Origin of the sequence: Geobacter sp. DSM 9736, from assembly GCF_900187405.1 — a bacterium.
Taxonomy (GTDB): Bacteria; Desulfobacterota; Desulfuromonadia; order Geobacterales; family Geobacteraceae; genus DSM-9736.
The window spans coordinates 1,979,125-2,005,937 of record NZ_LT896716.1 but is presented as its reverse complement, the minus strand read 5'-3'; the positions used below and the strand labels follow the sequence as shown (position 1 = coordinate 2,005,937).

Below are 26,813 nucleotides of genomic sequence, written 5' to 3'. Positions count from 1 at the left end.
CCACCCACTAAAGGAGAACATTACCATGTCCAACGACAAGAACCAGATCATGCGTGCAACCGGCCTCCTCGTAATCGAAGCTATCAACTCCAACCCTAACGGCGATCCCGATCGTGAGAGCGATCCGCGTCAACGTCCCGATGGATTGGGAGAGATTTCTCCTGTGTCGTTCAAACGCAAGCTGCGTGACCTTGTAGAAGACAAGCAGGGGCCGGTATGGACGGAACTCAAATCTCGACGTGCCCTCAATGAGGACGAGTTTCACATACTTGAATCTCGCGGGCGGGATAGGGGCAAGATCAAGGAAGAGCTGAAGGACGAAGCAAAGGTATTCAAGAAAAAGTATTGGGATGCCCGGGTGTTCGGAAATACTTTTCTTGAAGAGAACGCCTCAACCAGCATCAAGACTGGCGTTGTGCAGTTCGGTATGGGACTTTCTGTTGCTCCGGTCATCATCGAGCGCCACACCAACACCAATAAAGCTGGCGTTGAAGGCGATAAAGACCGTGGCATGGCGCCGATGGCTTACCGGATTGTGCAGCACGGGATTTACTGCATGCCGTTCTTTGTGAATCCCAGTGCAGCGCACAAATCAGGCTGTACGGCAAAGGATATTCAACTGCTGCTGGATTTGATCCCCCACGCCTATGCCCATTCCCGGTCGTATGTGCGGCCAAACGTTGAGATTCTCCACGCCTGGCACATCGAACACAAATCAGCACTTGGTTCGTGTTCAGATTTCAAGTTGATTGATGCATTGACGCCCACAAGGAAGGAGCAATACGAACAAACCGCCTCCACGAGCAGAAAAGAATACGACATTCCGACAGCGCTTTCTCAGGAAATTCAAGCCAAGGTTGCATGCTGCAATGATTTGATGGAGTTCTGAATGCCTGAGTATCTTGCTCGCAGTCCGAAACCGGATAGGGGGATTCCAGCACAGACGTATTTTCAGCATGTCTCTGAAGTTCTGCGTCTGGCGGCTGGCTTTGCGAAAGATGCGGCGGTCTATTCAGCCAGTGGCGTGCTCTTGCGCGAAGCGGTTGAATATGCCGCTGCATACCATGACCTTGGAAAGCTTGACGAAATGAATCAGACGGTACTGAGAACAGGAGGCGCGGACAGGTTGCCGGTCGCTCACTGGGACGCAGGCGCCGCCCATTTGCTGGCCGGGGCTAAATTCAAGGCTAATAGCCTGGCCGCGCTGTCAGTTTATTCCCATCATTCCGGCTTGCCTTCCTTCGCTGAGGAGGAGGTTAAAGGGCAAGGGAAGGTACTGCGCGAGCTTTCAGCCTTGGAGCGTACAAATAGAGAGTTGCATCGCTATCTGGACGCTCATGTTGCCCTGTTCAAGAATAGCACCATATCGTCAACCCCCACCAGGGGATCAACCTTCCCCCTGTTTATGCGCATGGTTCTGTCCTGTCTCGTGGATGCAGATCATACAGACAGTGCCAGGCATTGCGGAAATAGCGTGCCAGAGGGCGAGGTTCCCCTTGAACCGAAAAGGCGCCTTACCGTCCTTGATAACTACGTCGCCAACATACCTCCTGAAAAAGGGAAGGAGGAACGGAATGCGCTCAGGCGGCAGGTGTATGATGCCTGCCGCAACGCACAACGGGCTGAAAACGGCTTGATCGCCTGCGACAGTCCGGTTGGTACCGGCAAAACGACGGCTATCATGGCGCATCTGCTCAATGTTGCCGCGCAGAAGGGGTTACGGCGCATTTTTGTTGTGCTTCCCTTTACCAACATCATCGACCAGTCGGTCGACGTCTATCGCAAGGCGCTTGTACTGGAAGGAGAGGGGGTAGAGAGGGAAAGAGTCGTTGCCGCTCACCATCACAAGGCGGAATTCGAGGAGGAGACAAATCGGGCGTTTTCCTTTCTCTGGAATGCGCCGGTCACAGTGACTACGGCGGTGCAGTTCTTTGAAACACTGGCAAGCAACCACCCGGCAACGCTTCGCAAGCTGCATCAACTAGCCGGTTCCGCCATCTTCATCGATGAGGCCCATGCGGCGCTGCCGGCCCATCTCTGGCCCCAAGCGTGGAAATGGCTTCAGGAACTCGTGCGCGATTGGGGATGCTATATCGTCATGGCGTCCGGTTCATTGACGAGGTTCTGGGAACTTCCGGAATTCTCCGAAAAACAGGAGCCGCTTCCTGAGCTTGTTTCTCCGGAAGCTGCCGTATTAGCTCGGAAAGCCGAAAATCAGCGTATTCACTACAAGCTAAAAGACGAAGCGATGTCGCTGGATGAATTATGCGACTGGATTGAGACGTTGCCATGTCCCCGTCTCGTTATCCTCAATACGGTGCAATCCGCCGCTGTTGTCGCCAGAGCATTTTGCAGACGTCATGGCAGAAGCAATGTCGAGCATCTCTCAACGGCCCTGGCACCCGTTCATCGTAAGGAAACCATCAGTCGTGTGAGAAAGCGCCTCAAGGATGAGAATGACCGCGCCTGGACATTAGTTGCCACTTCTTGCGTTGAGGCGGGGGTGGATTTTTCCTTCCGGTCGGCGGCACGCGAATTGTGCAGCCTGGTAAGCGCGCTCCAGACTGCGGGCAGGGTAAACAGATCAGGGGAATACGTCACGTCCGAATTATGGGGCTTCAGGATCAAGTCAGGCGAACTCCTCAAAGAGCATCCGTCGTTCAGGATCTCTGCACGGGTTCTTTCCGATATGTATCGGGAAAAGATGATCGCCCCGGAATTCTGCAAGGAAGCTATGAGACGCGAGATTAGGAACCGCAACCAGGGGATGTGCGCCGATGATCCTATTGTCAAAGCTGAAAAGAAATCCAATTTTCCGGAAGTCAACGAGCTGTTTTGCGTGGTTCCTTCAAATACTATGACGGTTATCGTTGATGAGGACCTGCGTCGTCGAATCGAAAACCATGACAGGATTGACTTCAGAGAGATACAACAGAAGTCTGTGGCGATCTATATGGCAAAGGCTATCGGGTATGCCGTTGCCCCCTTGCGTGGGCAAAAAGCTCTTTACGCCTGGACTTTGGCCTATGATGATTTTCTCGGTTATATGACCGGTGTGCTGACGGTAACTGATTTTGCCGACAACTGTTGTATCTGAAAGGAAACTATGGACGATCTTGAACCGATCATGATTTCCGCCCTGAATCACTACCTTTTCTGCCCGCGTAGATGTGGATTGGTGCATGTGGAGCAGGTTTGGAGTGAAAATCTTTACACTATGCGCGGTAACGATGTGCATGAGAATGTTGATATCGAATCCTGTCAGGAAGTAGGCGCAATTCACTATGAGAGGGCATTACCGATCTGGTGCCGGCGCTTGAGTCTGGTAGGTAAGGCTGATTTGGTGGAGTTTCACAATGGAGAGCCGTACCCAGTCGAATATAAGTCCGGTCGGTATAAAGATTTTGAGAATGATTATGTTCAGCTCTGCGCCCAGGCACTGTGCCTGGAAGAAATGTTCGGAGTTCCGGTGGAGAAGGGAGCTCTGTACTGGCACGGCTCGCGGGAGCGGAAGGAGATTGCCTTGACCCGGACCATGCGGGACAGGGTAGAGGAGGTGGCCGCCTCGGTCCAAGACATCCTGGCCCGGCACTGCGTGCCGCCGCCGGTGAACGACAAGCGTTGCGAGAAATGCTCCCTGCGGGAGTCGTGCCTGCCCCACGTGGTGGGAGAGAAGGGGAGGAGTTTGAAAGCTGTGAGAGAGTTGTGGAGTTTGTAGGGTTCTTGGAGTTTCGGAGGGAGTGGGAATGGCGAAAATAGAGAGATTTGAGGACATTCAGGCATGGCAGAAGGCGCGGGAGTTGACCAAGGAAATATATTGCTTAACGCTTTTGGCCCGTTTGCTAAAGATTACGGTCTGCGGGATCAAATTCGCCGTGCTGCTGTGTCGATTATGCTAAATATCGCTGAAGGTTTCGCCAGAAAGTCGAATCGTGAATTTTGCCAGTTCCTGGTTATCGCCCATGGCTCCCCTGCAGAAGTACAGGCTGCTCTCTATATTGCTCTCGACCAGAATTACATTACCCAAGAGCAATTTGAAAATTTGTACGGAATGGCCGACGAAACGTCAAAAATAACTATGGGATTTTCCAGGTATTTGGATCAACCGAAGAGCAAGAATTCAACTCAAAAAACTCCCAACTCCACAAACTCTCATAAGGAAACCACATGAAACAGCTCTTGAACACCCTCTACGTCATGACTCAGGGGGCTTACGTCTGCCTCGATCATGAGACGGTTAAGGTGGAGGTGGACGGGAAGGTGCAGATGCAGGTACCGCTGCACCACCTTGGGGCCATCGTCACCTTCGGTAATGTCATGTTGAGCCCGTTCATAATGGGGCGCTGTGCCGACGACGGCCGCGCGGTAGTGATACTTGGCCGGAACGGCCGTTTCAAGTGCCGCGTTACGGGTAAAACCCATGGAAACGTGCTGCTCAGGCAGGCGCAGTATGAGGCAATGCGCGATCCCGCATCTGCCGCGGCTGTAGCGAGGAACATCGTTGCGGGCAAGATAAAGAATTCACGGGAGATACTCATGCGGGGGGCGCGGGAGACCGGGGCACATGAAGAGAAAGCCGCGCTGCACGGAGCTGCGCAAGTCCTCGCAGATTCGCTCTTTCACCTGAAGGATACTCTGGACATCGACCATATCCGGGGACTGGAAGGAGAGGCGGCGCATGCGTATTTCAACGTCTTCTCCACGATGGTGAAGGAAGAGGATCGGGCTTCGTTCACCATGAACGGCAGGAACCGCCGTCCGCCGCTTGACCCCATGAACGGTCTACTGTCGTTTCTCTACACGCTTCTCCTGAATGACTGCATCACCGCAGTGGAAGGAGTGGGGCTCGACTCACAGATGGGATTTCTGCATGCTATTCGTCCGGGAAGACCGTCGCTTGGACTGGATTTGATGGAGGAGTTCCGCTCAGTGCTGGCGGACCGGCTGGCGCTGACCCTTATCAACCGGAAACAGATTACGGCAAAGCATTTCGAGGTGCGGTCGGGCGGCGCCACTTATCTGAATGAGGCGGGGCGAAAGGAGGTCCTGACTTCCTACCAGAAGCGGAAGCAGGAGGAGTTCCATCATCCCGTGCTCAGTGAGAAGGTGCCTTTCGGGCTGCTGCCCCACGTGCAGGCCAGGCTCCTTGCCCGGTACTTGCGCGGAGACCTGGAGCAGTACACACCCGTCCTTTACTCCTAGGAGGAGCGAATGTGGATTGTCGTGGCCTACGATGTCAATACCGAAACGCGACAGGGGCGCAGGCGCCTGCGTCGCGTGGCGCAGGTCTGCAAGAACTTCGGCCAGCGGGTCCAGAAGTCGGTTTTCGAGTGCCAGGTGAATGAGATGAAGTTCGAGGACCTGCGCAGAAAGCTCCTAAGAGAGATCAGCGAGGAGGAGGATAATCTACGTCTGTACCGGCTGACGGAGCCGAGGGAGAAGAATGTGGAGAGTTACGGCCAGACGCGGACGATTTTTTTCGATGATGATCCGCTGATTGTCTGAGCGCGAACCTGATGCTCGTGCGGAAACACGGGTGGGTTCGCGGATGAGACAACCTCATGGAATTCGGCATGTTAGTAGGAGAGATCAGCGTGTAGCGCGGCCCTGCTCAGGCATTTTGACCAGTTTCGCGAAACTGCGCTGGTAAATTGTTGGAACTGTACCCCTTTTAAGGGGGACAGAAGCGCCCGTCCGCAAGGGCGGGCGAGGATTGAAACACGAATACGGCCGGCGCCGCCATGTACGCCCTGGAGGAAGCGCCCGTCCGCAAGGGCGGGCGAGGATTGAAACTCGTCCGGCTGCTCGCTTGCCTACACCGTGCGGGGAAGCGCCCGTCCGCAAGGGCGGGCGAGGATTGAAACAGTACCCCTTTGCTTGCCAGTTTATGGTTTTGGCGAAGCGCCCGTCCGCAAGGGCGGGCGAGGATTGAAACCTGCCGGGGGCCGTTCAGCCGCGCCAGCGTCGCCGAAGCGCCCGTCCGCAAGGGCGGGCGAGGATTGAAACCCTGGTTTCGCCGGTGAAGTGTTTGGCGAAGGCCGGAAGCGCCCGTCCGCAAGGGCGGGCGAGGATTGAAACAATGAGCTCGCCGTCGCGGTCGGCAAGGGTGAGCCGAAGCGCCCGTCCGCAAGGGCGGGCGAGGATTGAAACGTCGAGCTTCTCGCCTGCGACGTCCGCGCCGCCACGAAGCGCCCGTCCGCAAGGGCGGGCGAGGATTGAAACACCACCGCGACCCGGTAGGTACGCAGATCCTGCGAAGCGCCCGTCCGCAAGGGCGGGCGAGGATTGAAACAAGGATGAGGTCCGGTGTCCCCCCATACTTCAGCGAAGCGCCCGTCCGCAAGGGCGGGCGAGGATTGAAACCTTCTTTCCTTTACCCTGCCTCACCGTTACTATCGAAGCGCCCGTCCGCAAGGGCGGGCGAGGATTGAAACACCCATGAGCTTGGGCACGTGTTCGAAAAGACCCGAAGCGCCCGTCCGCAAGGGCGGGCGAGGATTGAAACTGGGATTGGGATAAATAATGGCCCGCTGCATAGAGAAGCGCCCGTCCGCAAGGGCGGGCGAGGATTGAAACCTCCCGGCCGATTTCCGCGGGTGGGACGAGCGACTGAAGCGCCCGTCCGCAAGGGCGGGCGAGGATTGAAACTCGGCAATAGCCGAGCAGGAGCTGCAGGAGCAGGGAAGCGCCCGTCCGCAAGGGCGGGCGAGGATTGAAACAAGTTTTCCTGATACAGGAAGGCAATGCCTGGATTGCTAGAGAAGCGCCCGTCCGCAAGGGCGGGCGAGGATTGAAACGAATACTACGATTCGACCGTTACCGGGTTCGGTGTGAAGCGCCCGTCCGCAAGGGCGGGCGAGGATTGAAACACCACAACCAAGGAGAAGGTGTCAGGGACCACTGCGAAGCGCCCGTCCGCAAGGGCGGGCGAGGATTGAAACAACGAGGTCAATAATAGACGGTTTAAGGGTGATTACCGAAGCGCCCGTCCGCAAGGGCGGGCGAGGATTGAAACAAGCATCGGGGTGGCCCCTTGCGGGTCGCTCAAAAGAAGCGCCCGTCCGCAAGGGCGGGCGAGGATTGAAACATCCAGCGCATCATCAGCCGGCTCCCCCGCGCTGGAAGCGCCCGTCCGCAAGGGCGGGCGAGGATTGAAACATCCGGAACGGCCGCTTACTGCCGTCGTGCCCGGAAGCGCCCGTCCGCAAGGGCGGGCGAGGATTGAAACTATGATTAGTGGCGCTAACGGCCTGGCGGCCTTGGAAGCGCCCGTCCGCAAGGGCGGGCGAGGATTGAAACTGCATCATGTCCTCAATCTGGCGTAAGCCAGACCAGGAAGCGCCCGTCCGCAAGGGCGGGCGAGGATTGAAACCAGCCGTCAGAGGGGAGGAAATCAGGGAGCGAGAGCTGAAGCGCCCGTCCGCAAGGGCGGGCGAGGATTGAAACATGTTTTACGACGTCGTCGCCGATTATCTCCGCGAAGCGCCCGTCCGCAAGGGCGGGCGAGGATTGAAACTCTATGACGCCCGGAATCCTCTCGCCCATACTCAGGGAAGCGCCCGTCCGCAAGGGCGGGCGAGGATTGAAACGAAGATCACCGAAGAGCAGGCGCAGTCCACGACCCGAAGCGCCCGTCCGCAAGGGCGGGCGAGGATTGAAACACAACAGAACCGTAATATCCGCGCACCCAGTTCTGAAGCGCCCGTCCGCAAGGGCGGGCGAGGATTGAAACTCGCAGGCGGTTCCCTTCTTCACAGTCGCAGTACGAAGCGCCCGTCCGCAAGGGCGGGCGAGGATTGAAACGATAAACGCATCCACCATCAGCCCCGCCAGGATCGAAGCGCCCGTCCGCAAGGGCGGGCGAGGATTGAAACGAGGTTTCGGCCATCGCCGAAGGGACCGAGCTGGAGAAGCGCCCGTCCGCAAGGGCGGGCGAGGATTGAAACCCGCTCATAGTCGTACTTAATGCAGATGAATTTCGAAGCGCCCGTCCGCAAGGGCGGGCGAGGATTGAAACCGGAGCTGGGGGGAGTGCGGGACGGGTGGCGGCGAAGCGCCCGTCCGCAAGGGCGGGCGAGGATTGAAACATCTCGTCGTCGCACTATTGCTCTGCATCACCGTGAAGCGCCCGTCCGCAAGGGCGGGCGAGGATTGAAACGTCACTCCTTACGGCACCGGCCAGAGCCTTGCCGGAAGCGCCCGTCCGCAAGGGCGGGCGAGGATTGAAACATCACACAGCAGGGCGTAACCATCAGCGCGGGAATGAAGCGCCCGTCCGCAAGGGCGGGCGAGGATTGAAACACGTCGATCAAGGATTTATTCACGTCGCCCCTGAGAAGCGCCCGTCCGCAAGGGCGGGCGAGGATTGAAACACGTACAACGGCCAGAGCTGCGAGGCGGTTGCCCGAAGCGCCCGTCCGCAAGGGCGGGCGAGGATTGAAACATACGGTGCATTCTTAACCGGCGGCGTGGCGAGCGAAGCGCCCGTCCGCAAGGGCGGGCGAGGATTGAAACAAGGGTCCTATATCCGGACCCGCTGGCAGGCAACGAGAAGCGCCCGTCCGCAAGGGCGGGCGAGGATTGAAACTGCCGTATTCGGTTACCGGCTGCCTAAAGCTCCTTCTGAAGCGCCCGTCCGCAAGGGCGGGCGAGGATTGAAACAGTCCCTCGGCGTTGTGCTCGGTGCACGACCCGAGGAAGCGCCCGTCCGCAAGGGCGGGCGAGGATTGAAACCAGCCCGGCCTCATGCTTGCCGCCGGCGGCCGCCGAAGCGCCCGTCCGCAAGGGCGGGCGAGGATTGAAACGCGGTATCGCGCGACGGCATGACGAAGAGGGTGTCGCGAAGCTCTGGCTGCGGGATTTGCGGCGAAGGCGAAATACTTTCCGATTTATATCTGCACCGCTTCATAAGCGGCTCTCATTTGTGAAGCCGCTGGGAATCTTGGGTGAGGCCGGCACTGTGATGCAAAACGTTCCGGATCAACCCTATAAAAACATTCACCTTCTTTTGTTTATTCTGCCTCCTCGGCTATTTTCCAATCATCACTCGCCATCTTGCGGTATTCTTGGGTAGAAGATCGAATAAGGCGGAGAAGTTTTAAGAACTTTATTTCCCTCATCGTTACTGTTAACTTTTCCTCGATATGCTTATATCCAGTAGTTTCGTTATTTTCTGGCCCTTCGTAGAGAAAACGCGGGCGTTGCCTGCTATACTTCTGATTCGGAACATGAAAAAGGTCTTTCAATTGCAATCTCCACGGATCGGGAGACAGAATGCAGTTCTACGAGTATAAAGGCTTCACCATATACCCTATGCCGCGGCTTCTCTTCGATTCGGACACATGGTCGGTGAGCCTGACCATTCGGCGCCGGGAGAAGGTGAAGGCTTTCAGCGCACCCAACTCTTTCACCACCAAGGGGGAAGCCGTCTTTCAGTGCATCACCTTCGGCAAGAAGATAATCGACGACGAGATCTTTGGGTACACCATCCACGATCTGCTGTAGTCTCACATAAATCTGCCTCCCGATACTCCTTCCGCTCTCACAGGTTTCGCATATTTCCCGCTTTTACTCGGGCTTTCTCCAACGAAGCCAGAGGCTTTCTTTCTTGACAATCCGAGGGTGGTAGCAGTATAAGTGACAGTCTTTAATCATAAAAGTGCAGAGAAGGAGGTTGCGGCCTGATGGAAATGAAGGACTATATCTTTACGTCCGAGTCGGTTTCGGAAGGACATCCCGACAAGGTTGCGGATCAAATTTCAGATGCCATTCTGGATGCTATTCTCGCACAGGATCCCCGTTCGCGTGTGGCGTGCGAGACAATGGTGACTACCGGCATGGCGATAATCGCCGGCGAGATCACTACCAACGCCATTGTCGACTATCCGAAGGTCGTCCGTGAAACAATCAGGGATATAGGCTACAATGATTCGGCCATGGGATTCGACTGGGAAACCTGTGCAGTCATGACCTCCATCGATAAGCAGTCACCCGACATTTCACAAGGGGTGACCGAAGGTGAGGGGATGTTCAAGGACCAGGGGGCGGGAGACCAGGGGCTCATGTTCGGCTATGCCTGCACGGAAACGCCGGAGCTGATGCCGATGTCCATCATGTACGCCCACAAGCTTACCCAAAGGCTTGCGGAGGTCCGCAAGAACGGAACCCTCAACTTCCTTCGTCCCGACTCGAAATCTCAGGTATCCATCCGGTATGAAAACGATCGTCCGGTGCATGTGGATACTGTGGTCATTTCGTCGCAGCACACACCGGAAGTCTCTCACCAGACGATCAAGGAGGGGGTTATCGAGGAGGTTATCCGGAAGGTGATTCCGGCGAACCTGATGGACGGTGCAACCCGCTTCTTCATCAATCCCACCGGGAGGTTCGTCATTGGCGGCCCTATGGGGGATTGCGGCCTGACTGGGCGCAAGATCATCGTGGATAGCTATGGGGGGCACGGCGCACACGGCGGCGGGGCATTTTCAGGAAAGGACCCCTCCAAGGTCGACAGGTCCGCTGCCTACATGGGGCGTTATGTTGCGAAGAACCTTGTCGCTGCGGGGCTTTGCGAGAAGTGCGAAGTGCAGGTGGCGTATGCCATCGGCGTAGCTGAGCCGGTATCGATCATGGTCGACACCTCCGGCACCGGTAAGATACCTTCCAGCAGGATAGCTGAAATTGTGAGGGAAGTATTCGACATGCGTCCCCGAGCCATCATAGAGCAGCTTGATCTGCTCCGTCCCATTTACCGGAAAACCGCCGCGTATGGGCACTTCGGACGTGAACTCCCCGAGTTCACCTGGGAGCGTACCGACAAGGTGGATGAATTGCGGAAAAAGGCAGGATTATAGACTCAAGAGAATCCTGAGACGACATAGCTCTCATGGAAAGGCCGGGTGCATTCAGCATCCGGCCTTTCTTGATTTTGCATCCTTCTTCCCGCTCATTCTACCCCCTTCACTCGTCTGAACCTGTATCCAACTCCCCGCACGGTCTGAAAGAAAACAGGATTGGCCGGGTCAGGTTCGAAGTACTTTCGCAGCCGGACAACAAAGTTGTCGAGAGTTCGCGTTTCCGTGTCGGAAGAGTAGCCCCACACCTTTTCGAGGATCACCCTGCGAGGCAGCGCCTCCCCCTCCTTCTGAAAGAAGAGGGAGAGCATCTTCACCTCCAGGTCGGTAAGGTCTATTTCGCCCTGGGCGGTGCGGGCGTGGTAGGAGAGGAGAAATACCTCGTTGTCGCCGAAATGGTAGGCTTCCTCAACGGGTTCCGGCTGATACCAGGATGATCGGCGCAGCATCCCGCTTACTCGGAGCAGGAATTCATTGAGGCTGAAGGGTTTGACGAGATAGTCGTCTGCGCCGCTTTCAAGGCCGGTAATCCGATCTCCCTCATCGGCACGCGCAGTAAGCATGAGGATCGGCACGCGGGAATCGGTTTCCCTGATCTCGCGGCAAACTTCGAAGCCATCCATTCCCGGCAGCATCACATCGAGAATTATCAGGGAGAAACGGTCATGGAGAAGCCTTTCCAACGCTTCCTCTCCCGTCTCCACGTGGCTAACCCGGTATCCTTCCATCTCCAGATTGAAACATATCCCCCTGGCCAGGTGCATCTCATCTTCCACCAGAAGGATGGCCGGCTTGTTTTCCGTCAATTTATTCTCCTCAAAATCATGTCCGCGTCCCTGAGGTTTTCGGGGCTACCTCGCCCGCGGAAGAGTTATGATGAAGGTGCTCCCCCTTCCCGGCCCTTCGCTTGTGACGCGGACGGTGCCGCCATGCTCGGTTACAACAGACTTCACTATGTAGAGGCCAAGGCCGCTGCCGCGGATATTTTCACCAGGCTGGCGCACACGATAGAACATCCGGAAGATCTTTTTCAGGTCCTGTTTCGGAATTCCAAGGCCTTTGTCACTGAATGACAGGAGAATGTTTTTCCCTTCCGTCTTCAGTTCCACGGAGATGTCCGGCGCCGCGGGAGAATAAAGAATGGCATTTTCGAAAAGATTCCTCAGCACCATTTCTATCTCCTCCGCGTCGACGCTCGCACGGATTCCGTTTTCCACGGCAAGCGCTAGGTTTCCACCTTCGGGAAGCTTTGCTCGCTTCCTTTCCATAAGTGTGGTGACGAGGGAGGAGAGGTCGACTGTGGATACGTGAGCTTCTCTACGCCGCTGTTCCAGCTTTGCTGCCATCAGGAGATTGCTTATGAGGTTGTTGAGGCGCTCCGTGTCGGCCAGCATCGTATCTAGAAACCGTTCCACCTTCTCCTGCGGAGGGTTCCGTAGACGGATGGTCTCCAAGTGGAGCTGGATCGATGCAAGGGGGGATTTGAGTTCGTGGGTCACCTGGGAGATGAAATTACGCTGCTCGCGGTAGAGGCGCTGCTGCCGCTTCCAGTAGAGAAAGATAATGTAGACACCGGCCAGTATTGCTGCCAGAAGGACGAGCCCTTCTGCGAGGACGATCCAATCCAGCCCGGGTTTGACCAGTGGGAGCCCATACCTGGCCGCCAGTTCCCGGAACTCCTTATGTCGCCCGACAAACCAGTTGATCCAGAAGACGACCAGGAGAACCCACAGGAGCTGAATAGCGATCAGAGCTACGAGCGGATGAAGCAGGTTGCGTAACCATTTCATGACCTCTGTGTAGCACCGAACCCCGCGACACGCAAGGCTTTTTTAATAGCGTGCACCTTGTGCCGCGGGCGCTTTTACAGTTTTATTACATAGTCTTATGAACACTTTCTGCTACTGTTTACACAGAGAAGACCAACGTCCGGAGGAGACAATGTACAAACCTTTGCAGATCGGAATTCATCACGTCAAATACCCGCTCATCCAGGGGGGGATGGGGGTCCGAATCTCGGGCGGGTCGCTTGCGGGACATGTTGCTCGGTGCGGCGGTGTAGGGCTTGTGGCGGCTGCGGGTATAGCTTTGAACAGCGGGTTCTTCAACGGTGACAACTATATGGAGGCTGATGCGGAAGGGTTCAAAGCGGAACTGAAGAAGGCATACGAAATAGCGCCGGACGGGGTGATTGGCGTCAACGTGATGGTCGCCCTTTCCGACTTCGAGGCGCTGGTGGAAGCCGCCATCGAGGGGGGCGCGAAAGTTATCGTATGTGGTGCGGGACTTCCGCTCACCCTTCCGGGGCTCACGTCTCACGCACCGGATGTGGCCCTTGTTCCGATCGTTTCCTCCGTGCGGGCAGCACAATTGATTGCGCGGAAATGGGAAAAGGGGTACAGCCGTCTCCCCGATGCGGTGGTGGTGGAAGATCCGGACACTGCCGGCGGGCATCTCGGCGAAAAAATGGAAAACATCGGCACGGGTGACTACGACCAGTATGCGACAGTGCGCGACGTGAAAGAGTTCTTCCGCAGCGAGTACGGCAAGGATGTGCCCGTTATTGCAGCAGGTGGTATATGGGACCGAGCCGACCTTCTGTACGCACTGGAGCAGGGGGCGGATGGGGTACAGGTAGCCAGCCGGTTCGTGCCTACTGTGGAATGTGATGCTGCGGAATCCTTCAAACAGGCGTATATCGACTGCATGCAGGATGACATCGGTCTCATCATGAGCCCGGCGGGGCTTCCCGGACGAGCCATCCTCCGAAATCAGGAAGACATTGTTCTCTACGACCAGGTGAGGAATTCCACCTGCACCACCGGGTGTCTCAAAAAATGCTCTTACAAGGAAGCCGGAGAACGGTTCTGCATCGTTAAGGCCCTTGACCGTGCCCAGCGTGGGGACGTGGAGACGGGGCTCGTGTTTTGCGGCTCTAATGCCTGGAGGGCGGACCGGATCACTACCGTCAGAGAGATCTTTGCTGAGTTTTTCGGCGAGGAAGCAGGGACTGCCGAGGCCGAAGCGGCAGCCTAGCGAATCGGGCGGATATTCAGGGAAGGGGTGGCGGTTTGTTCCGGCGCCCCTTTTTCATTTTGTAGCTCGGTTTCGCCCCTATCGGCACAGATCCTTAGTGATCCCTGGTTGACACCTAAACATTGACCAGTATCTTTAGATGTGATATATCAACCAAACTTGATTTAACTATTCCGATGCCTCGGTTTCTTCATGCTAGCTGTTCTTAAAGCTCTTGCAGACCCATGTCGTCTCCGTCTTGTGGCGGTTCTTCTCCGCGGCGAGTTCACCGTGCAGGAGCTGACCTTTATCCTGAAGATGGGTCAGTCGAAGGTGTCATGGCACCTCAAGATCCTGACGGAGGCGGGGGTGCTTGTAGTCAAGCGACAGGGAACCTGGAGCTACTACCGCGTCGGAGGGAGAAGCCCGTTCTTCGTGGCGATCCGCCCGGCCATCGAGGAGGGTGCCGGAACCCTTCCGAACCTGAAGGAGGATCTGGCCTCTGTCGCTGCCGTGCTGGAGGAGCGAAGGAGAAAGAGTTTCGAGTTCTTCGACCGCCATGCGCGTCAGTGGGACAACCTTGCCCGCACGCTGCTGCCGACCCCTGATTACCGTGATCAACTTCTTTCGCTCATCCCTTGCGGCAAGACGCTGGTGGAGATAGGCCTAGGCACCGGCGGGCTCCTGCCGGCACTGGCGGGCAAAGCTGCCAGGGTAATTGGTGTCGATCACTCTCCCGCGATGCTCGAAGAAGCACGAACCAGGCTTGCAGCGGAGGGAGTTTGCGGAATCGACCTTCGCCTTGGAGAGATGACCTTTCTGCCGCTGCCGGATGGAGAAACCGACTGCGCGCTCCTCAATATGGTGCTCCACCACGCAGCTGACCCTCCGGCGGTCCTGGCCGAGGTGAGACGGGTGCTCAGGCCGGGCGGGACACTGGTGCTTGCGGACCTGATCCGGCACGAGCGGGAGTGGGCAAGGGAGCAGCTGGCCGACCAGTGGCTCGGCTTCGACGAGGAGGAGCTTGCAGCCTGGCTTAGGCAGGCCGGTTTCGAGGATATCCGCTGTGGCCGGGTGGAGGGGGGCAAAGGGCAGGAATCCGTAGTGATAGTTCATGCGCATCGCACGTGATATTCGACCGGAAGGCACGTTCGACGCTATCATCCATAAACAGGAAAAAAAGGAGGCTTCACATGACGCAGGATTTTAAAGTTGCCGATCTTTCACTCGCCGAGTGGGGGAAGAAAGAAATCAAGATTGCTGAGACGGAAATGCCGGGCCTTATGGCAATACGGGAAGAGTATGCCTCCAGCCAGCCCCTGAAGGGAGCCCGTATCACCGGATCTCTTCATATGACCATACAGACGGCGGTCCTCATTGAGACCCTGAAGGCGCTCGGCGCGGAGGTGCGCTGGGCTTCGTGCAACATTTTCTCCACCCAGGACCATGCCGCCGCCGCCATTGCCGCGGGGGGTACCGCCGTGTACGCTGTCAAGGGGGAGACGCTGGAGGAATACTGGGACTACACTCACAGGATCTTCGAGTGGCCAGACGGCGGATTCTCGAACATGATCCTTGATGACGGTGGAGACGCAACCCTTCTTCTCCATCTGGGAACGAAGGCTGAGAAGGATCAGTCGGTGCTTTCAACTCCGGGTTCGGAGGAGGAAACGATCCTCTTTGCAGCCATCAAGAAGAAGCTTGCTCAGGATCCCACCTGGTACTCCAGCCGCATCGACAAGATCAAAGGGGTGACCGAGGAGACGACTACCGGAGTGCATCGGCTTTACCAGATGCACGAGCGGGGAGAATTGCGGTTCCCGGCGATAAACGTCAATGATTCCGTAACAAAGAGCAAGTTCGATAACCTGTACGGCTGCCGTGAGTCTCTGGTGGATGGTATCAAGCGGGCCACTGATGTTATGGTGGCGGGAAAGATCGCTGTCGTGTGCGGCTATGGCGATGTCGGGAAAGGGTCTGCCCAGGCGCTCAGGGCACTATCGGCTCAGGTATGGGTAACGGAGATCGATCCGATCTGCGCCCTTCAGGCAGCGATGGAGGGATACCGGGTAGTGACGATGGATTACGCCTGCGACAAGGCCGACATCTTCGTAACCGCTACGGGCAACTATCACGTCATCGCCCATGAGCACATGGCGAAGATGAAGGACCAGGCCATAGTCTGCAACATCGGCCATTTCGACAACGAAATCGATGTAGCCTCCATCGAAAAGTACCAGTGGGAGGAGATCAAGCCCCAGGTGGACCACGTTATCTTCCCGGACGGAAAGAGGATAATTCTACTAGCCAAGGGAAGATTGGTGAACCTTGGTTGCGCAACCGGACATCCTAGCTACGTCATGTCTTCCTCCTTCGCCAATCAAACGATCGCGCAGATAGAGATATTCACAAACCCGGGTAGGTATGAGGTCGGGGTTTACACCCTGCCGAAGCACCTTGACGAGAAAGTGGCGCGGCTGCAGCTTAAGAAGCTCAACGCCGAGCTGACCAAACTGTCGCCCCAGCAGGCTGCCTACATCGGTGTCTCCGTTGACGGGCCGTACAAAGCCTCCCATTACCGGTACTGAAACCTATCCACATCGGAACGTCCATGTGGACTTTCGGGGTTCAGCGACGTATAGTGGCTTACCTGAAGCCGCCGGATCCAGGCGGCTTCAGGTCGTTGCACCGGCGCGGGTGGCAGGCTCATGGAGGAGATATGAAATCAGCAGTTCCGGCACTTCTGTTTTTCGCTTCAACGGCAACCAGCGCTTTCGCAATGTTGCAGCAGGGGTGCGGCGGTGATTGTGCAGGATGCCACACCCTCACCGTGAAAGAGGCTAACGCTCTTCTCACGGGGATGGGGGAGGTGAAGCAGGTGAAGACGCCGCCGGTGCGTGGCCTGTGGGAGCTTCATTTCGAGAAGGAAGGTAAAAAGGCGGTAGCCTACATCGACTATGGCAAGAAGTATGTCATTCCCGGCCCGGTCTACAGCATCGCCACCAGGTCTCCAATAACGGGTGAGGCACCTCCGAAACCAGCTGCAAAAAAGGTGAATGTTTCGGCTATTCCGTTGGCCGACTCCATAACAATGGGAAACCCGAAGGGGAAAAAGAGGCTGTTCGTATTTACCGACCCCGACTGCCCGTTTTGCTCAAAGCTTCACACGGAGTTGAAGAAGCTGGTCAAGCTGGAGCCGGATGTTGCAGTCTACATCAAGCTTTTCCCCCTGAAGATGCACCCCAAGGCGTACGACAAATCACGGGCAATCATGCAGGGAAGTGATCCGGGAAAGCTCCTGGACGAAGCATTCAGGGGGGGTAGCCTTCCCGCTCCGGCACCGCAAGGAGCAAAAGGGGTGGATGAAACGATCCGGATTGCCGGCACTCTCGGAATCAATGCGACTCCGACCCTCGTACTGCCGGACGGGAGCGTTCTGCCTGGTTACCGGAAGGCGGAGGAGATAAAACGCCTGATGGCAAAAAAGAAGAAATAGTCTCTGATTTGATGGTGCTCCTCACCATCAAAATCAAAAGCGGCATGACCCAGGGTGGTCATGCCGCTTTTTTTGCTTAGGAGCCTAAAAGTCCCCGGGGCTACGGCGCGCTTACCGACATGGGAGCGCTCTCCTCGCCACTGGGATTTACTACCTGGACCCGGAAATTCTTGAGTGCAGTGCTGTAGGGGTATCGCTGGTAGATGATGCGGTTGCAGTTCACATAGATAATCCGTTCCCTCTCCCCGGTTCCGGACACTCCAGCGCTGCCGAGCCGTTTCGTCAGGGCACCTGCGGGGGCACCGGGATCCAGGCTGTTTTCCTCCATGACCACCACGACCGACCCTTGTTGAAAATTCCGTCCCTGGATTATCAGGTCGTACGAGTTCACTCGCTCTTCTCCGGGAAAGATGCTGTCGATCTCGGGGGTGCCGAGGATCATGAGGGCCAACGCTCCAGAGGTGGTTTCTTCCACATTCTTCACCTGGACCTGGTGGAGTCCGGGGGGGACGTTCGGGACCGTGAAGGCGAGTGAGGTGTCGCTGATGAAGCGGCCTCGTATAGCTGCACCGTCGAAAAGAACTTGTGAGCGCTCCTGAAAGTTCTGTCCGCTGACGGTGACTTCTCGATCACGTCCCGTGGCGCACAGGTCGATCCTGTCGGGAGAAAGCTCCGCCGCCACCGGCTTCTGGGGCAGCAGCGTAAAGTTATATATCTTGCTGGTGCTGCCGTCCCCACGTTTCAGGAACAGAGCGTAAAGCCCGGGGGCGAGGCGGGGGATTTCAAAGGTGAGCTGTTTCGGGCCCACCACCGTCGTGGGGACCTCCTGGTTTCCGAGGAACGCTACGGTGGTGTCGGTGAATCCCGAACCGTACAGGGTCACGGTGATGCCGGGAACTCCCTGGGCGGGGATGATGCTCAGGATGTTTATCGCTGCGGGACGTTCCTTTGTGCCGGCGGATCGCTGAGAGGGGGTCTGCCCCGTAACCGCCGCGGAGGTTGCGGCAAGGAGTGCCGGAATGATCAATAACCATCGCCACTGCATGTTGTGTCTCCTTTCACGTTGCAGCCGCACGCGGTAGGCCGGATTGTAAGCATTTAAACACGGCTGGCGGGCATGTCAATGAAAACCCTCCAAGTTGTATCGGCTTTCGCAGGCCGGGCATTAGAGAAGAACCCCTGCATCACCTGTTCACCGTCATCGTGAGCCATATGCCGGCAGCGGTAAAGAGCAGATTGGCTGACCAGGCGGCGATCAACGGTGGTAGCGCTCCCGACTGGCCGAAGGAAAGTAGCACCGCGTTTACCATCAGGTAGCTGAAGCCGATGCCGAGGCTTACCCCGACGCCCAGGGCGATTCCGCTGGTGCGTCCACCCCGCAGCGCGAAAGGAATCCCAAGGAATCCCATTACGAGGCACGCGAAAGGAAGCGAGAGCCGGGAGTGCATCTGTGCGATGTACCTTGTCGCGTCGTAGCCCCCCTTCTGCAGTTTATCCACGTACCGGCGCAGTTCAAGAAAACCCATGTCCCGTGCCCGCCGCTCAAGGACTTTCAGGTCTTCCGGCTTGAGGTTAAGCGAAACCGGCAAAAGGTCCGTTTTCACTGTTCCGACAGCTTCCACGGAAAACTTCCTGCCGACGGCTTCTGTCAGAACCCACCTTCCCTGCGTGCGGATCGCCTGTTTGGCATCGATACGTTCCAGGGGCATCATCCCGGCGTCTAGCCGCCACAGGGTGACACCTTTGAGAGACGAAGTTTCGGGTTCGAAGAGCCGCGCCTGAAGGATGACGTTCTCCTCCCTGTGCCAGATGTTCTGCTGGCGGAAGAAGGTGGTGGGACTCTTTTTCCTTATCAGTACTTCCTCGATGTAACGGGTGCGGTCGAAAGACCATGGGACCAGGGTTTCTCCGGCAACGAGATTGACTATACTCAGGATTGCTGCAATGAGCAGTACCGGTGCCGTGACCCGAACGATGCTGATTCCGCTGCTTCGCATGGCGGTCAACTCGCTGTTGCGGGCGAGCCCCCCCAAGGTCAGCAAGGTTGCCATCAGGACCGCCAGGGGGAGTATCTGGCTGACAATTTCGGGAATTTTCCAGAGGAAATAGAGCGATATGTGATGGATTGCCCCTCCGGCACGCAAAAAGCGTCCTCCTCTGTCGAGAAAATCGATGACGAGGTAGATTGCTACGAATGAGCCGGTGCAGAGAGTGAAGATGCGCAGGAAGGTGGCGGTTATCAGGCGGTTGAGGATTGTCATCGCGTATGCCTCCCGCGCCCGAACCTTTTTCGCAGGTGGTTAGTAAGGTGCGTGAGGTGAACGAACAGCGTTATCCTTCGTTCCGCCGCGGTTGTACGCAGGAGATATGCCCCTAGCAGGAGGAACAGGATGTTCGGGGCCCAGGTTGCCGCGGCCGGATGAAGCAGACCGCGTTCTGTCAGGGTTTTTCCAGCAGAGAACAATATGTAGTAGCCAAGGATGACGCCGAGGCTCAGGGAAAATCCGGCGGCTTTTCCGGAACGCTGATTCTGTATTCCCAATGGGACTCCCACAAGTGCGAAGACGAAACAGGCAAACGGGAGCGAAATCCGCCGGTGGTACTCGATGAGCATGGCCTTTGTGCGCCGCTCGCCCCCAGTTCCGCGGGCGATCTCGCTCCGCAGTTGCGCGAACGTCATGTCCTCTTCATCTGTTTCCACCCGGTCCTCCTTGCGCGCAAGGTTTACCGAGAGGTCGTAGTCCCGGAACCGGATCAGGCGGTAGCCTTCGGGACCCAGGGAGCTGTGGATGCTCCCCTCGTGAAGCCGCAGGTGCAGGATGTTATCTTCGCTGGAGGATATGCTGCCGTGGCCTGCGAAGATGGTGAGGGGGGCGGCGGGATTGCGCTCGTCCTGCAGGAGGATGCCCGACATAAGTCGTCTTTCCTGGTCGTAGCGGTTGATGTACATTACGATGCCGGGAAATTCGTCGATGAAGACCTGCTCCTTGAGTGCCAGGTCGGCCCGGCTTCGCGCCAGTTCAATAACCGCTTTTTTGAATGCGACGTTGCCACGGGGGAGAGCGTCCATGGTTATGAAGCTGGTGGCGGCATAGGCAAGCAGGGCAAACGCGAGTACCGGTGGCAGCATCCCGTAAATGCTGATGCCTCCCGATTTCATTGCAGTGATCTCGCTGTCGGCAGAAAGGCGTCCGAAAGCGAGAAGAATCGCAAGGAGGAACGCCATCGGAATGGTGACGAGGCAGAAGAACGGAAGGAGATAGAGTACGAGGCGCAGGACATCGGAAAGGGGGACCCCTTTCGCAACCACCATATCTGCCAGCTTCAACAGCCTCCCCATGAGGAGAACCGAAGTGAAGGTGGCGATACCGAGCAGGAACGGCACTAGCGTTTCCCTGAACAGATATAGGTGCAGCGTCCTTTTCATGGCGGGGCATCATACATGAGACGGTGGGGGAAGTAAATAGAAGGGGGGTCGGGATGTAGGGCTCCAACGAAAAGGATCAGTGCGCATCGATACCATATTCCTACTATTTCCTTGCGAAGCGCCTGGTCGTGTGGTATAGAACTTTGCTGTTTCAAATTCGCACGCTCTTCGGTTCTTCCGGTGGTGCCCGCCATGGGGGTGGGTTCCGGGGGGCTTTCGGGGGCGGAGGCACAACCAAAAGGAGAGAAATCATGTCGAGCATCACCATGAAAGAGCTGCTGGAGGCCGGTGTTCACTTTGGCCACCAGACCAAGAGATGGAACCCGAAGATGAAGCCTTACATCTTCGGTGCGCGCAACGGTATCTACATCATTGACCTTCAGAAGACCGTCCGTCTTTTCAAGAGCGCATACAATTATGTGGTCGAGGCTGCCAAGAGCGGCGAGACCGTTCTTTTCGTAGGGACCAAAAAGCAGGCACAGGACGCCATCTCAGAGGAAGCGCAGCGTTGCGGAATGTTTTACGTAAATCAGCGCTGGCTGGGAGGCATGCTTACCAACTTCACCACCGTAAAGCAGAGCATAGACCGTCTCAAGCGCCTTGACGCAATGTTTGCCGACGGTTCCATCGATGCTTATACCAAAAAAGAGGCTCTGCAGCTAGAAAAGGAACGGCAGAAGCTCGAAAAGACCCTGGGTGGAATCAAGGGGATGAATCGGCTTCCGGGAATGATGTTCGTCATAGACCCGAAGAATGAGGAGATCGCAATCAGCGAAGCCAACAAGCTCAATATCCCGGTGGTGGCAATCGTCGATACAAACTGTGATCCCGACAACATCAATTACGTCATTCCCGGGAACGACGATGCCATCAGGGCTATACGACTCCTTACGAGCAAAATGGCTGATGCCGTGATCGAGGGCTCCCAGGCGCGGGATACCGCACTGCAGACCGATGTAGAGGAATTTGCCGAGGGAGCCGCGCCGGAAGAGGCTGCGGCCGCGGAGTAGCGCTTGTAGTCCCCGGCCCTTTGTGCCCGGGGAGCCTTATCAACTTTTTAAGGCAGCTGCCTTTGAACTGGCGCTGCCGATGGAGGATACCGTGAGTATTACAGCTGCACAGGTGAACGAACTTCGAAAAGCCACCGGCGCCGGCCTTATGGACTGCAAGAAGGCCCTTACCGAGACGGGTGGCGATCATGAAAAAGCCGTCGATTACCTCCGCAAGAAGGGCCTTGCCGCCGCGGCCAAAAAAGCCGGGCGCGTAGCCAGCGAAGGAATGGTCGGTTCCTATATACATGCTGGGGGTAAGATCGGTGTGCTCCTGGAAGTAAACTGCGAGACCGACTTCGTTGCAAAAAATGAAGGCTTCCAGACATTCGTCAAGGACATCGCGATGCACATCGCTGCTGCTTCTCCCCAGTATGTACGCAGGGAGGAAGTGCCTGCGGACGCCATCGAGCGGGAGAAGGAAATCTACCGCGCAAAGGCGCGGGAGACAGGGAAGCCCGAAAACATAATAGAAAAGATCATCGAAGGGCAGGTTTCCAAGTTCTACGGCGACATCTGCTTGCTGGAACAGGCGTACGTGAAGGATCCCGACAAGACCGTCCAGGCGTATCTGAACGAGACCATCGCGACAATCGGTGAGAACATCAGTATCCGCCGGTTCTGCCGGTACGTTCTCGGCGAAGGGCTGGAGAAGAAGGAGTCCGACTTCGCCGCTGAGGTTGCCGCCGCGGCCGGCGTATAGGAGATTGAGCCGGCCATGAAAGTGGCCGGCTTTTTTGTGACCGCTTCTGTTTGGCATCCCCATCTGCATTGCGATGAAGGTGCCGGAAAGGTACGAATGGAACAGCCATACTACAAACGGGTGCTGCTCAAGCTTTCCGGTGAGGCCCTGGGCGGAGAGCAAGGTTACGGGATCGATCCCCTGACCATCACTACAATCGCCAACGAAATCAAGGAAGTCGTAGACTGCGGCACGCAACTGGCTCTGGTTATCGGCGGGGGGAACATCTTCCGTGGACTCGCTGCCTCCTCCAGGGGTATGGATCGAGCGAGCGCCGACTACATGGGAATGCTCGCCACCATGATCAACTCGCTGGCGATGCAGGATGCTCTCGAGAAGGCAGGAGTCTATACCCGTGTCCAGTCCGCCATCGCCATGCAGGAAGTGGCCGAGCCGTACATTCGCCGCCGTGCGATCCGGCATCTTGAGAAGGGGCGGGTGGTTATTTTCGGAGCCGGAACCGGGAACCCCTACTTCACCACCGACACGGCCGCAAGCCTCCGTGCGATGGAGATCGGTGCCGAAGTGATTCTCAAGGGAACCAAGGTGGACGGGGTTTATTCCGCTGACCCGAAGAAAGATCCGGCCGCTCAGCGCTACGAAAATCTTACATATCTGGAGGTTCTCAAGAAGGGGCTTCAGGTTATGGATGCCACCGCCACTTCCCTGTGCATGGATAATAATCTCCCTATCATAGTTTTCGATATTACCGTCTCCGGTAACGTGAAGAGGGTGGTGTTCGGCGAAAACATCGGCACCATCGTGAAAGGAGAATGAAGTGACCAAGAATGTCATCACCGATATGTCTGTGCATATGGACAAGACGATCGATTCACTGCGCAAGGAATATCAGAAGATCCGGACCGGCAGGGCCAGTACTGCCCTTCTCGATGATGTCAGGGTCGACTACTACGGGACTCCCTCGCCCCTCAGTCAGGTGGCGACGCTTGCGGTGCCGGAGCCTCGTACCATAACCCTTCAGCCGTGGGAAGGCAAAATGATCCAGGCCATCGAGAAGGCGATCATGAACTCGAACCTCGGGCTTACCCCTGCCAATGACGGAAAGGTGATCCGCCTGACCCTTCCTCCTCTCACCGAGGAGCGCCGCAAGGACATTGTGAAGCAGCTCAAGAAGATGGCGGAGGACGCGAAGGTTGCAGTGCGCAACATCCGCCGCGATGCCATCGACAGCCTTAAGAAGCTGGAGAAGGAAAAGAGCATTTCAGAGGACGATCTTAAGCGTGCGGAAAAAGAGGTTCAGGATGTGACGAACAGCCATGTAGCGAAAATAGATGAGGTTTGTTCACACAAGGAAAAGGAAGTTATGGAGATTTAGCCGTCACGGGCCGCCGGTGAGAACCGGCGGCTTTTTTCCTTGCGAAACGAGGCCTTTTGTGTTTAAATCCCCCGACCCCTGATCCAAGGGGATTTTTTGTTTCTGGGGGCTTTCGAGCCTCTCTGCACGGGAAGTCATGAAACTATTGAACTCCGAGAAGCTTCCTCGGCATCTGGCCATCATCATGGACGGAAATGGCCGCTGGGCCCGGTCCAGGATGCTGCGGCGGATAGTCGGGCACAGGCAGGGGGTGGAGACGGTACGGACCATCGTCGAAGAGTGTTCGACCATAGGGGTCTCCTACCTCACCCTTTTTGCGTTTTCGGCAGAAAACTGGCTGCGGCCCAAGGCCGAAGTGACGGCACTGATGAGCCTGTTGAAGAAATACATCGAGCTCGAAGTTCCGCGAATGATGAATAACAACATCCGGTTCAACGTCATCGGGAATCGGAGTGACCTCCCCCCCCACATAAATAAGGCGGTGGACGAAGCAATCCGCATTACCTCGGGGAATACGGGGATGGTTCTGACGCTTGCCCTATCGTACGGCTCGCGGCAGGAGATCGCCGCTGCGGCCAGGCGTCTGGCTGGCGATGTTGCAGCAGGGCGGATTTCGGAAGACGAAATAGATGAACGTCTCTTCTCCGGATATTTGTTTACCGCGGAGATGCCCGACCCGGATCTTCTCATCAGGACCAGCGGGGAGATGCGCATCAGCAATTTTCTCCTATGGCAGCTGGCGTATACCGAGCTCTATTTCGTCGATATCAACTGGCCTGAGTTCGGCGTTCGCGAACTGCACCAGGCACTGGCGGACTACCAGGCGCGGGAGCGGCGCTTCGGGAGGACCAGCGATCAGCTCCAGGCTGGGAGTTGACGGTTTCATAATGTTATGAGGGTCTATTCGGACCTTTTCGGAGGGGGCTAACATAAAGAGACTTCTTACAGCGGCGGTGGCGCTGCCGCTTCTCATTCTCTTCATCCTCAAAGCCGGGCCTTTCCCCTTTGCCTGCCTGATCTCGCTCTTTTCCTTCCTCGGGCTGCGGGAGTTCTACGCCATGGCCATTCCTGCCCGTTGGGGTGAAGGTATGGCTGCCGCCGTGACTGGAGGGCTCCTTCCACTTGCACTGCTGACGAGCGACCCCTACAGGCTGTTCATCAGCGGCTTGACAGTACTGGTGCTCATGTCCGGGCTTCTCTTTCTCTTCCGGTTCCGGGAGATGAAAGCAGTTGCGGGGGAGATTAGTTTCCTTGCCACCGGCTTTCTCTATGTCCCGCTGCTTCTTTGCCATTTCATCCTCCTGCGGCTTCTTCCGCTCGGCACATCCTGGATATTTCTCCTTCTTGTCATAGTTATGGCAGGTGACACTTTTGCGTATTACGTGGGGAGCAGCTTTGGCCGGCACAAGCTCTACCCGGCAGTGAGTCCCAACAAGAGCATAGAGGGCGCTCTCGGGGGGGTGGCCGGCAGCCTGACAGGCGCTCTCATCTGCAAGGCCACTTTTTTCCCGGAACTTTCAGTCGCCGCTGCCGTTGTGGCGGCGATACTTCTTGGCGTGCTCGGCCAGTTGGGCGACCTTTTCGAATCAATGCTCAAGAGGAGCTTCGGCGTCAAAGACTCCGGGACGATCGTCCCGGGGCACGGAGGCATTCTCGACCGGCTCGACAGCATGCTCTTTGCCGCTCCTGCCGCGTACTTCTGCGCCGCGTTTCTGTTTCGGTTATAGAGGAACCTATGAAATCTCTCAGCATTCTCGGCTCTACCGGCTCCATCGGAGTCAGCACTCTGGATATAGTTGCATCCCATCCTGAGAGATTCCGGGTCGCTGCCCTGACGGCTGGGAACAATCTTGAGCTATTCGTCCGGCAGATAAAGACGTTCTCCCCTCGCCTCGTCTCGGTGCTTACTGAAGAGCGTGCCCGGCAACTGGAGGGTATGCTGCCTGCCGGCGCGCGCCCGGAAATAGCCTGGGGGGTGCCAGGTCTCATTGCGGCGGCAACCGCAGCCGATGCCGACCTGGTGGTCGCCGCGATAGTCGGCGCAGCGGGGCTCGTGCCGACGGCCGCAGCCATCGAGGCTGGTAAGGATGTGGCTTTAGCCAACAAGGAGACCCTTGTGACGGCGGGGCACCTGATCATGTCGAGGGTCCGGGAAAAGGGGGTGAACCTTTTTCCGGTGGACAGCGAGCACAGCGCGGTCTTCCAGTCGCTGCAGGGGCATCGAGCATCCGATGTCACAAGAATCATACTCACCGCGTCCGGGGGACCGTTCCTTCACTACCCCCTCGACAAGCTCGCGCAAGTGTCCGTGGCAGACGCCCTGAACCACCCTAACTGGAGCATGGGGCAGAAGATCACCATCGACTCGGCGACGATGATGAACAAGGGACTGGAAGTCATAGAGGCACGCTGGTTGTTCGATGTGCCGGGAGAGCGCATAGCGGTCAATATCCATCCCCAGAGCATCATCCATTCCATGGTAGAATATACCGACGGCTGCGTTATCGCCCAGTTGGGTGTTCCCGACATGAAGGCTCCCATCGCTTACGCCCTTACATATCCGGAGCGTGTGGTTACGGGAGTTAAGCCGTTGGACCTGACCGATCTTTCCGGATTGACCTTCCTGAAGCCGGACCATTTCCGATTCCCGGCGCTGCAACTTGCTTACCGCGCCATGTCTGACGGCGAAAGCATGCCTGCAGTCATGAATGCTGCGAACGAGGTTGCCGTAGAGGCCTTCCTGAAGGGGAGAATAGGATTCACTGACATCTCCCGCGCAATAGAGAAAACGATGGATGTCCATCAGCCCCATTCTCTCGGCTCGATAGAGGAGGTCCTGATGGTGGACCGGTGGGCGCGGGAGAAAACGCGGGAGATGCTGGGATTGAAGTAGGA

At 56.9% G+C, this 26,813-nt stretch carries 25 protein-coding genes and 1 CRISPR repeat array; of the genes, 19 read left to right on the top strand and 6 right to left on the bottom strand.

The window, feature by feature from the left end:
- Window positions 1-25: 25 nt before the first annotated feature.
- From CFB04_RS09080 to cas2, 6 genes are all read left to right on the top strand, one after another.
- Window positions 26-889 (top strand): type I CRISPR-associated protein Cas7, encoded by an 864-nt coding sequence (locus CFB04_RS09080; RefSeq protein ID WP_088534977.1) that lies wholly within the window; start codon window positions 26-28, stop codon window positions 887-889.
- Window positions 890-3,097 (top strand): CRISPR-associated endonuclease Cas3'', encoded by a 2,208-nt coding sequence (locus tag CFB04_RS09075; RefSeq protein WP_088534976.1) that lies wholly within the window; start codon window positions 890-892, stop codon window positions 3,095-3,097.
- Between the two features lie 9 nt (window positions 3,098-3,106).
- Complete coding sequence (gene cas4, locus CFB04_RS09070; protein ID WP_088534975.1) at window positions 3,107-3,718, top strand: CRISPR-associated protein Cas4; 612 nt, start codon at window positions 3,107-3,109, stop codon at window positions 3,716-3,718.
- Window positions 3,719-3,781: 63 nt separating this feature from the next.
- Window positions 3,782-4,171, top strand: coding sequence for a four helix bundle protein (locus tag CFB04_RS09065; RefSeq protein ID WP_197692503.1), 390 nt, complete (start codon window positions 3,782-3,784; stop codon window positions 4,169-4,171).
- Window positions 4,168-5,202, top strand: a complete 1,035-nt coding sequence (cas1c, locus tag CFB04_RS09060; protein ID WP_088534974.1) for a type I-C CRISPR-associated endonuclease Cas1c — start codon at window positions 4,168-4,170, stop codon at window positions 5,200-5,202. The genes CFB04_RS09065 and cas1c overlap by 4 nt, the downstream gene beginning before the upstream one ends.
- A 9-nt stretch (window positions 5,203-5,211) precedes the next feature.
- Window positions 5,212-5,505: a CRISPR-associated endonuclease Cas2 gene (gene cas2, locus CFB04_RS09055; RefSeq protein ID WP_088534973.1), complete on the top strand. Its 294-nt coding sequence runs from the start codon at window positions 5,212-5,214 to the stop codon at window positions 5,503-5,505.
- A 178-nt stretch (window positions 5,506-5,683) separates the two neighbouring features.
- Window positions 5,684-8,804: direct repeats of the CRISPR family, unit length 37 nt; unit sequence GAAGCGCCCGTCCGCAAGGGCGGGCGAGGATTGAAAC.
- A 207-nt stretch (window positions 8,805-9,011) separates the two neighbouring features.
- Here the strand turns inward: cas2 and CFB04_RS09050 are convergent.
- Window positions 9,012-9,245, bottom strand: coding sequence for a hypothetical protein (locus CFB04_RS09050; RefSeq protein WP_088534972.1), 234 nt, complete (start codon window positions 9,243-9,245; stop codon window positions 9,012-9,014).
- Window positions 9,246-9,273: 28 nt separating this feature from the next.
- Between CFB04_RS09050 and CFB04_RS09045 the strand changes: the two genes are divergently transcribed.
- A complete protein-coding gene (locus CFB04_RS09045) occupies window positions 9,274-9,504 on the top strand; it encodes a CV_2116 domain-containing protein (protein ID WP_088534971.1) in 231 nt (76 codons plus the stop codon).
- 179 nt (window positions 9,505-9,683) lie between these two features.
- Window positions 9,684-10,853: a methionine adenosyltransferase gene (gene metK / locus CFB04_RS09040; protein ID WP_088534970.1), complete on the top strand. Its 1,170-nt coding sequence runs from the start codon at window positions 9,684-9,686 to the stop codon at window positions 10,851-10,853.
- 92 nt (window positions 10,854-10,945) lie between these two features.
- Here the strand turns inward: metK and CFB04_RS09035 are convergent, their stop codons facing one another.
- Both CFB04_RS09035 and CFB04_RS09030 read right to left on the bottom strand, forming a co-directional pair.
- Entirely contained in the window at window positions 10,946-11,659 is a 714-nt protein-coding gene (locus CFB04_RS09035) for a response regulator transcription factor (RefSeq protein ID WP_088534969.1), read from the bottom strand.
- Window positions 11,660-11,704: 45 nt separating this feature from the next.
- Window positions 11,705-12,643, bottom strand: coding sequence for a sensor histidine kinase KdpD (locus CFB04_RS09030; protein ID WP_088534968.1), 939 nt, complete (start codon window positions 12,641-12,643; stop codon window positions 11,705-11,707).
- Window positions 12,644-12,794: 151 nt separating this feature from the next.
- On the opposite strand from CFB04_RS09030, the gene CFB04_RS09025 reads away from it, so the two are divergent.
- The 4 genes from CFB04_RS09025 (at window position 12,795) to CFB04_RS09010 (ending at window position 17,364) form a co-directional block, all read left to right on the top strand.
- Entirely contained in the window at window positions 12,795-13,889 is a 1,095-nt protein-coding gene (locus tag CFB04_RS09025) for a nitronate monooxygenase family protein (RefSeq protein WP_088534967.1), read from the top strand.
- Between the two features lie 192 nt (window positions 13,890-14,081).
- A complete protein-coding gene (locus CFB04_RS09020) occupies window positions 14,082-14,999 on the top strand; it encodes a metalloregulator ArsR/SmtB family transcription factor (protein ID WP_088534966.1) in 918 nt (305 codons plus the stop codon).
- A gap of 62 nt (window positions 15,000-15,061) precedes the next feature.
- On the top strand, window positions 15,062-16,456 hold the full coding sequence (ahcY, locus tag CFB04_RS09015) for an adenosylhomocysteinase (protein WP_088534965.1): 1,395 nt from the start codon (window positions 15,062-15,064) through the stop codon (window positions 16,454-16,456).
- Between the two features lie 131 nt (window positions 16,457-16,587).
- Complete coding sequence (locus CFB04_RS09010; RefSeq protein WP_088534964.1) at window positions 16,588-17,364, top strand: DsbC family protein; 777 nt, start codon at window positions 16,588-16,590, stop codon at window positions 17,362-17,364.
- A gap of 100 nt (window positions 17,365-17,464) precedes the next feature.
- On the opposite strand, the gene CFB04_RS09005 is transcribed toward CFB04_RS09010, so the two are convergent.
- The 3 genes from CFB04_RS09005 to lptF all read right to left on the bottom strand — a co-directional run bounded on the left by CFB04_RS09005 (window position 17,465) and on the right by lptF (window position 20,791).
- Window positions 17,465-18,409 (bottom strand): IPT/TIG domain-containing protein, encoded by a 945-nt coding sequence (locus CFB04_RS09005; protein WP_088534963.1) that lies wholly within the window; start codon window positions 18,407-18,409, stop codon window positions 17,465-17,467.
- Window positions 18,410-18,548: 139 nt separating this feature from the next.
- The gene (lptG, locus tag CFB04_RS09000) at window positions 18,549-19,625 is read right to left on the bottom strand and encodes an LPS export ABC transporter permease LptG (protein WP_088534962.1); all 1,077 of its coding nucleotides are present in this window, start codon (window positions 19,623-19,625) and stop codon (window positions 18,549-18,551) included.
- A complete protein-coding gene (gene lptF / locus CFB04_RS08995; protein ID WP_088534961.1) occupies window positions 19,622-20,791 on the bottom strand; it encodes an LPS export ABC transporter permease LptF in 1,170 nt (389 codons plus the stop codon). The genes lptG and lptF overlap by 4 nt, the downstream gene beginning before the upstream one ends.
- Before the next feature lie 251 nt (window positions 20,792-21,042).
- On the opposite strand from lptF, the gene rpsB reads away from it, so the two are divergent.
- From rpsB to CFB04_RS08960, 7 genes are all read left to right on the top strand, one after another.
- Window positions 21,043-21,801, top strand: coding sequence for a 30S ribosomal protein S2 (gene rpsB, locus CFB04_RS08990; protein WP_088534960.1), 759 nt, complete (start codon window positions 21,043-21,045; stop codon window positions 21,799-21,801).
- Window positions 21,802-21,892: 91 nt separating this feature from the next.
- Window positions 21,893-22,543 (top strand): translation elongation factor Ts, encoded by a 651-nt coding sequence (gene tsf, locus CFB04_RS08985; protein ID WP_088536761.1) that lies wholly within the window; start codon window positions 21,893-21,895, stop codon window positions 22,541-22,543.
- Between the two features lie 96 nt (window positions 22,544-22,639).
- A complete protein-coding gene (pyrH, locus tag CFB04_RS08980) occupies window positions 22,640-23,359 on the top strand; it encodes a UMP kinase (protein WP_088536760.1) in 720 nt (239 codons plus the stop codon).
- Between the two features lies 1 nt (window position 23,360).
- Entirely contained in the window at window positions 23,361-23,918 is a 558-nt protein-coding gene (gene frr, locus CFB04_RS08975) for a ribosome recycling factor (protein ID WP_088534959.1), read from the top strand.
- Window positions 23,919-24,054: 136 nt separating this feature from the next.
- Entirely contained in the window at window positions 24,055-24,795 is a 741-nt protein-coding gene (locus CFB04_RS08970) for an isoprenyl transferase (RefSeq protein ID WP_088534958.1), read from the top strand.
- A gap of 52 nt (window positions 24,796-24,847) precedes the next feature.
- Complete coding sequence (locus tag CFB04_RS08965; RefSeq protein WP_088534957.1) at window positions 24,848-25,645, top strand: phosphatidate cytidylyltransferase; 798 nt, start codon at window positions 24,848-24,850, stop codon at window positions 25,643-25,645.
- A gap of 8 nt (window positions 25,646-25,653) precedes the next feature.
- Window positions 25,654-26,811: a 1-deoxy-D-xylulose-5-phosphate reductoisomerase gene (locus tag CFB04_RS08960; RefSeq protein WP_088534956.1), complete on the top strand. Its 1,158-nt coding sequence runs from the start codon at window positions 25,654-25,656 to the stop codon at window positions 26,809-26,811.
- The last annotated feature ends 2 nt before the right edge of the window (window positions 26,812-26,813 follow it).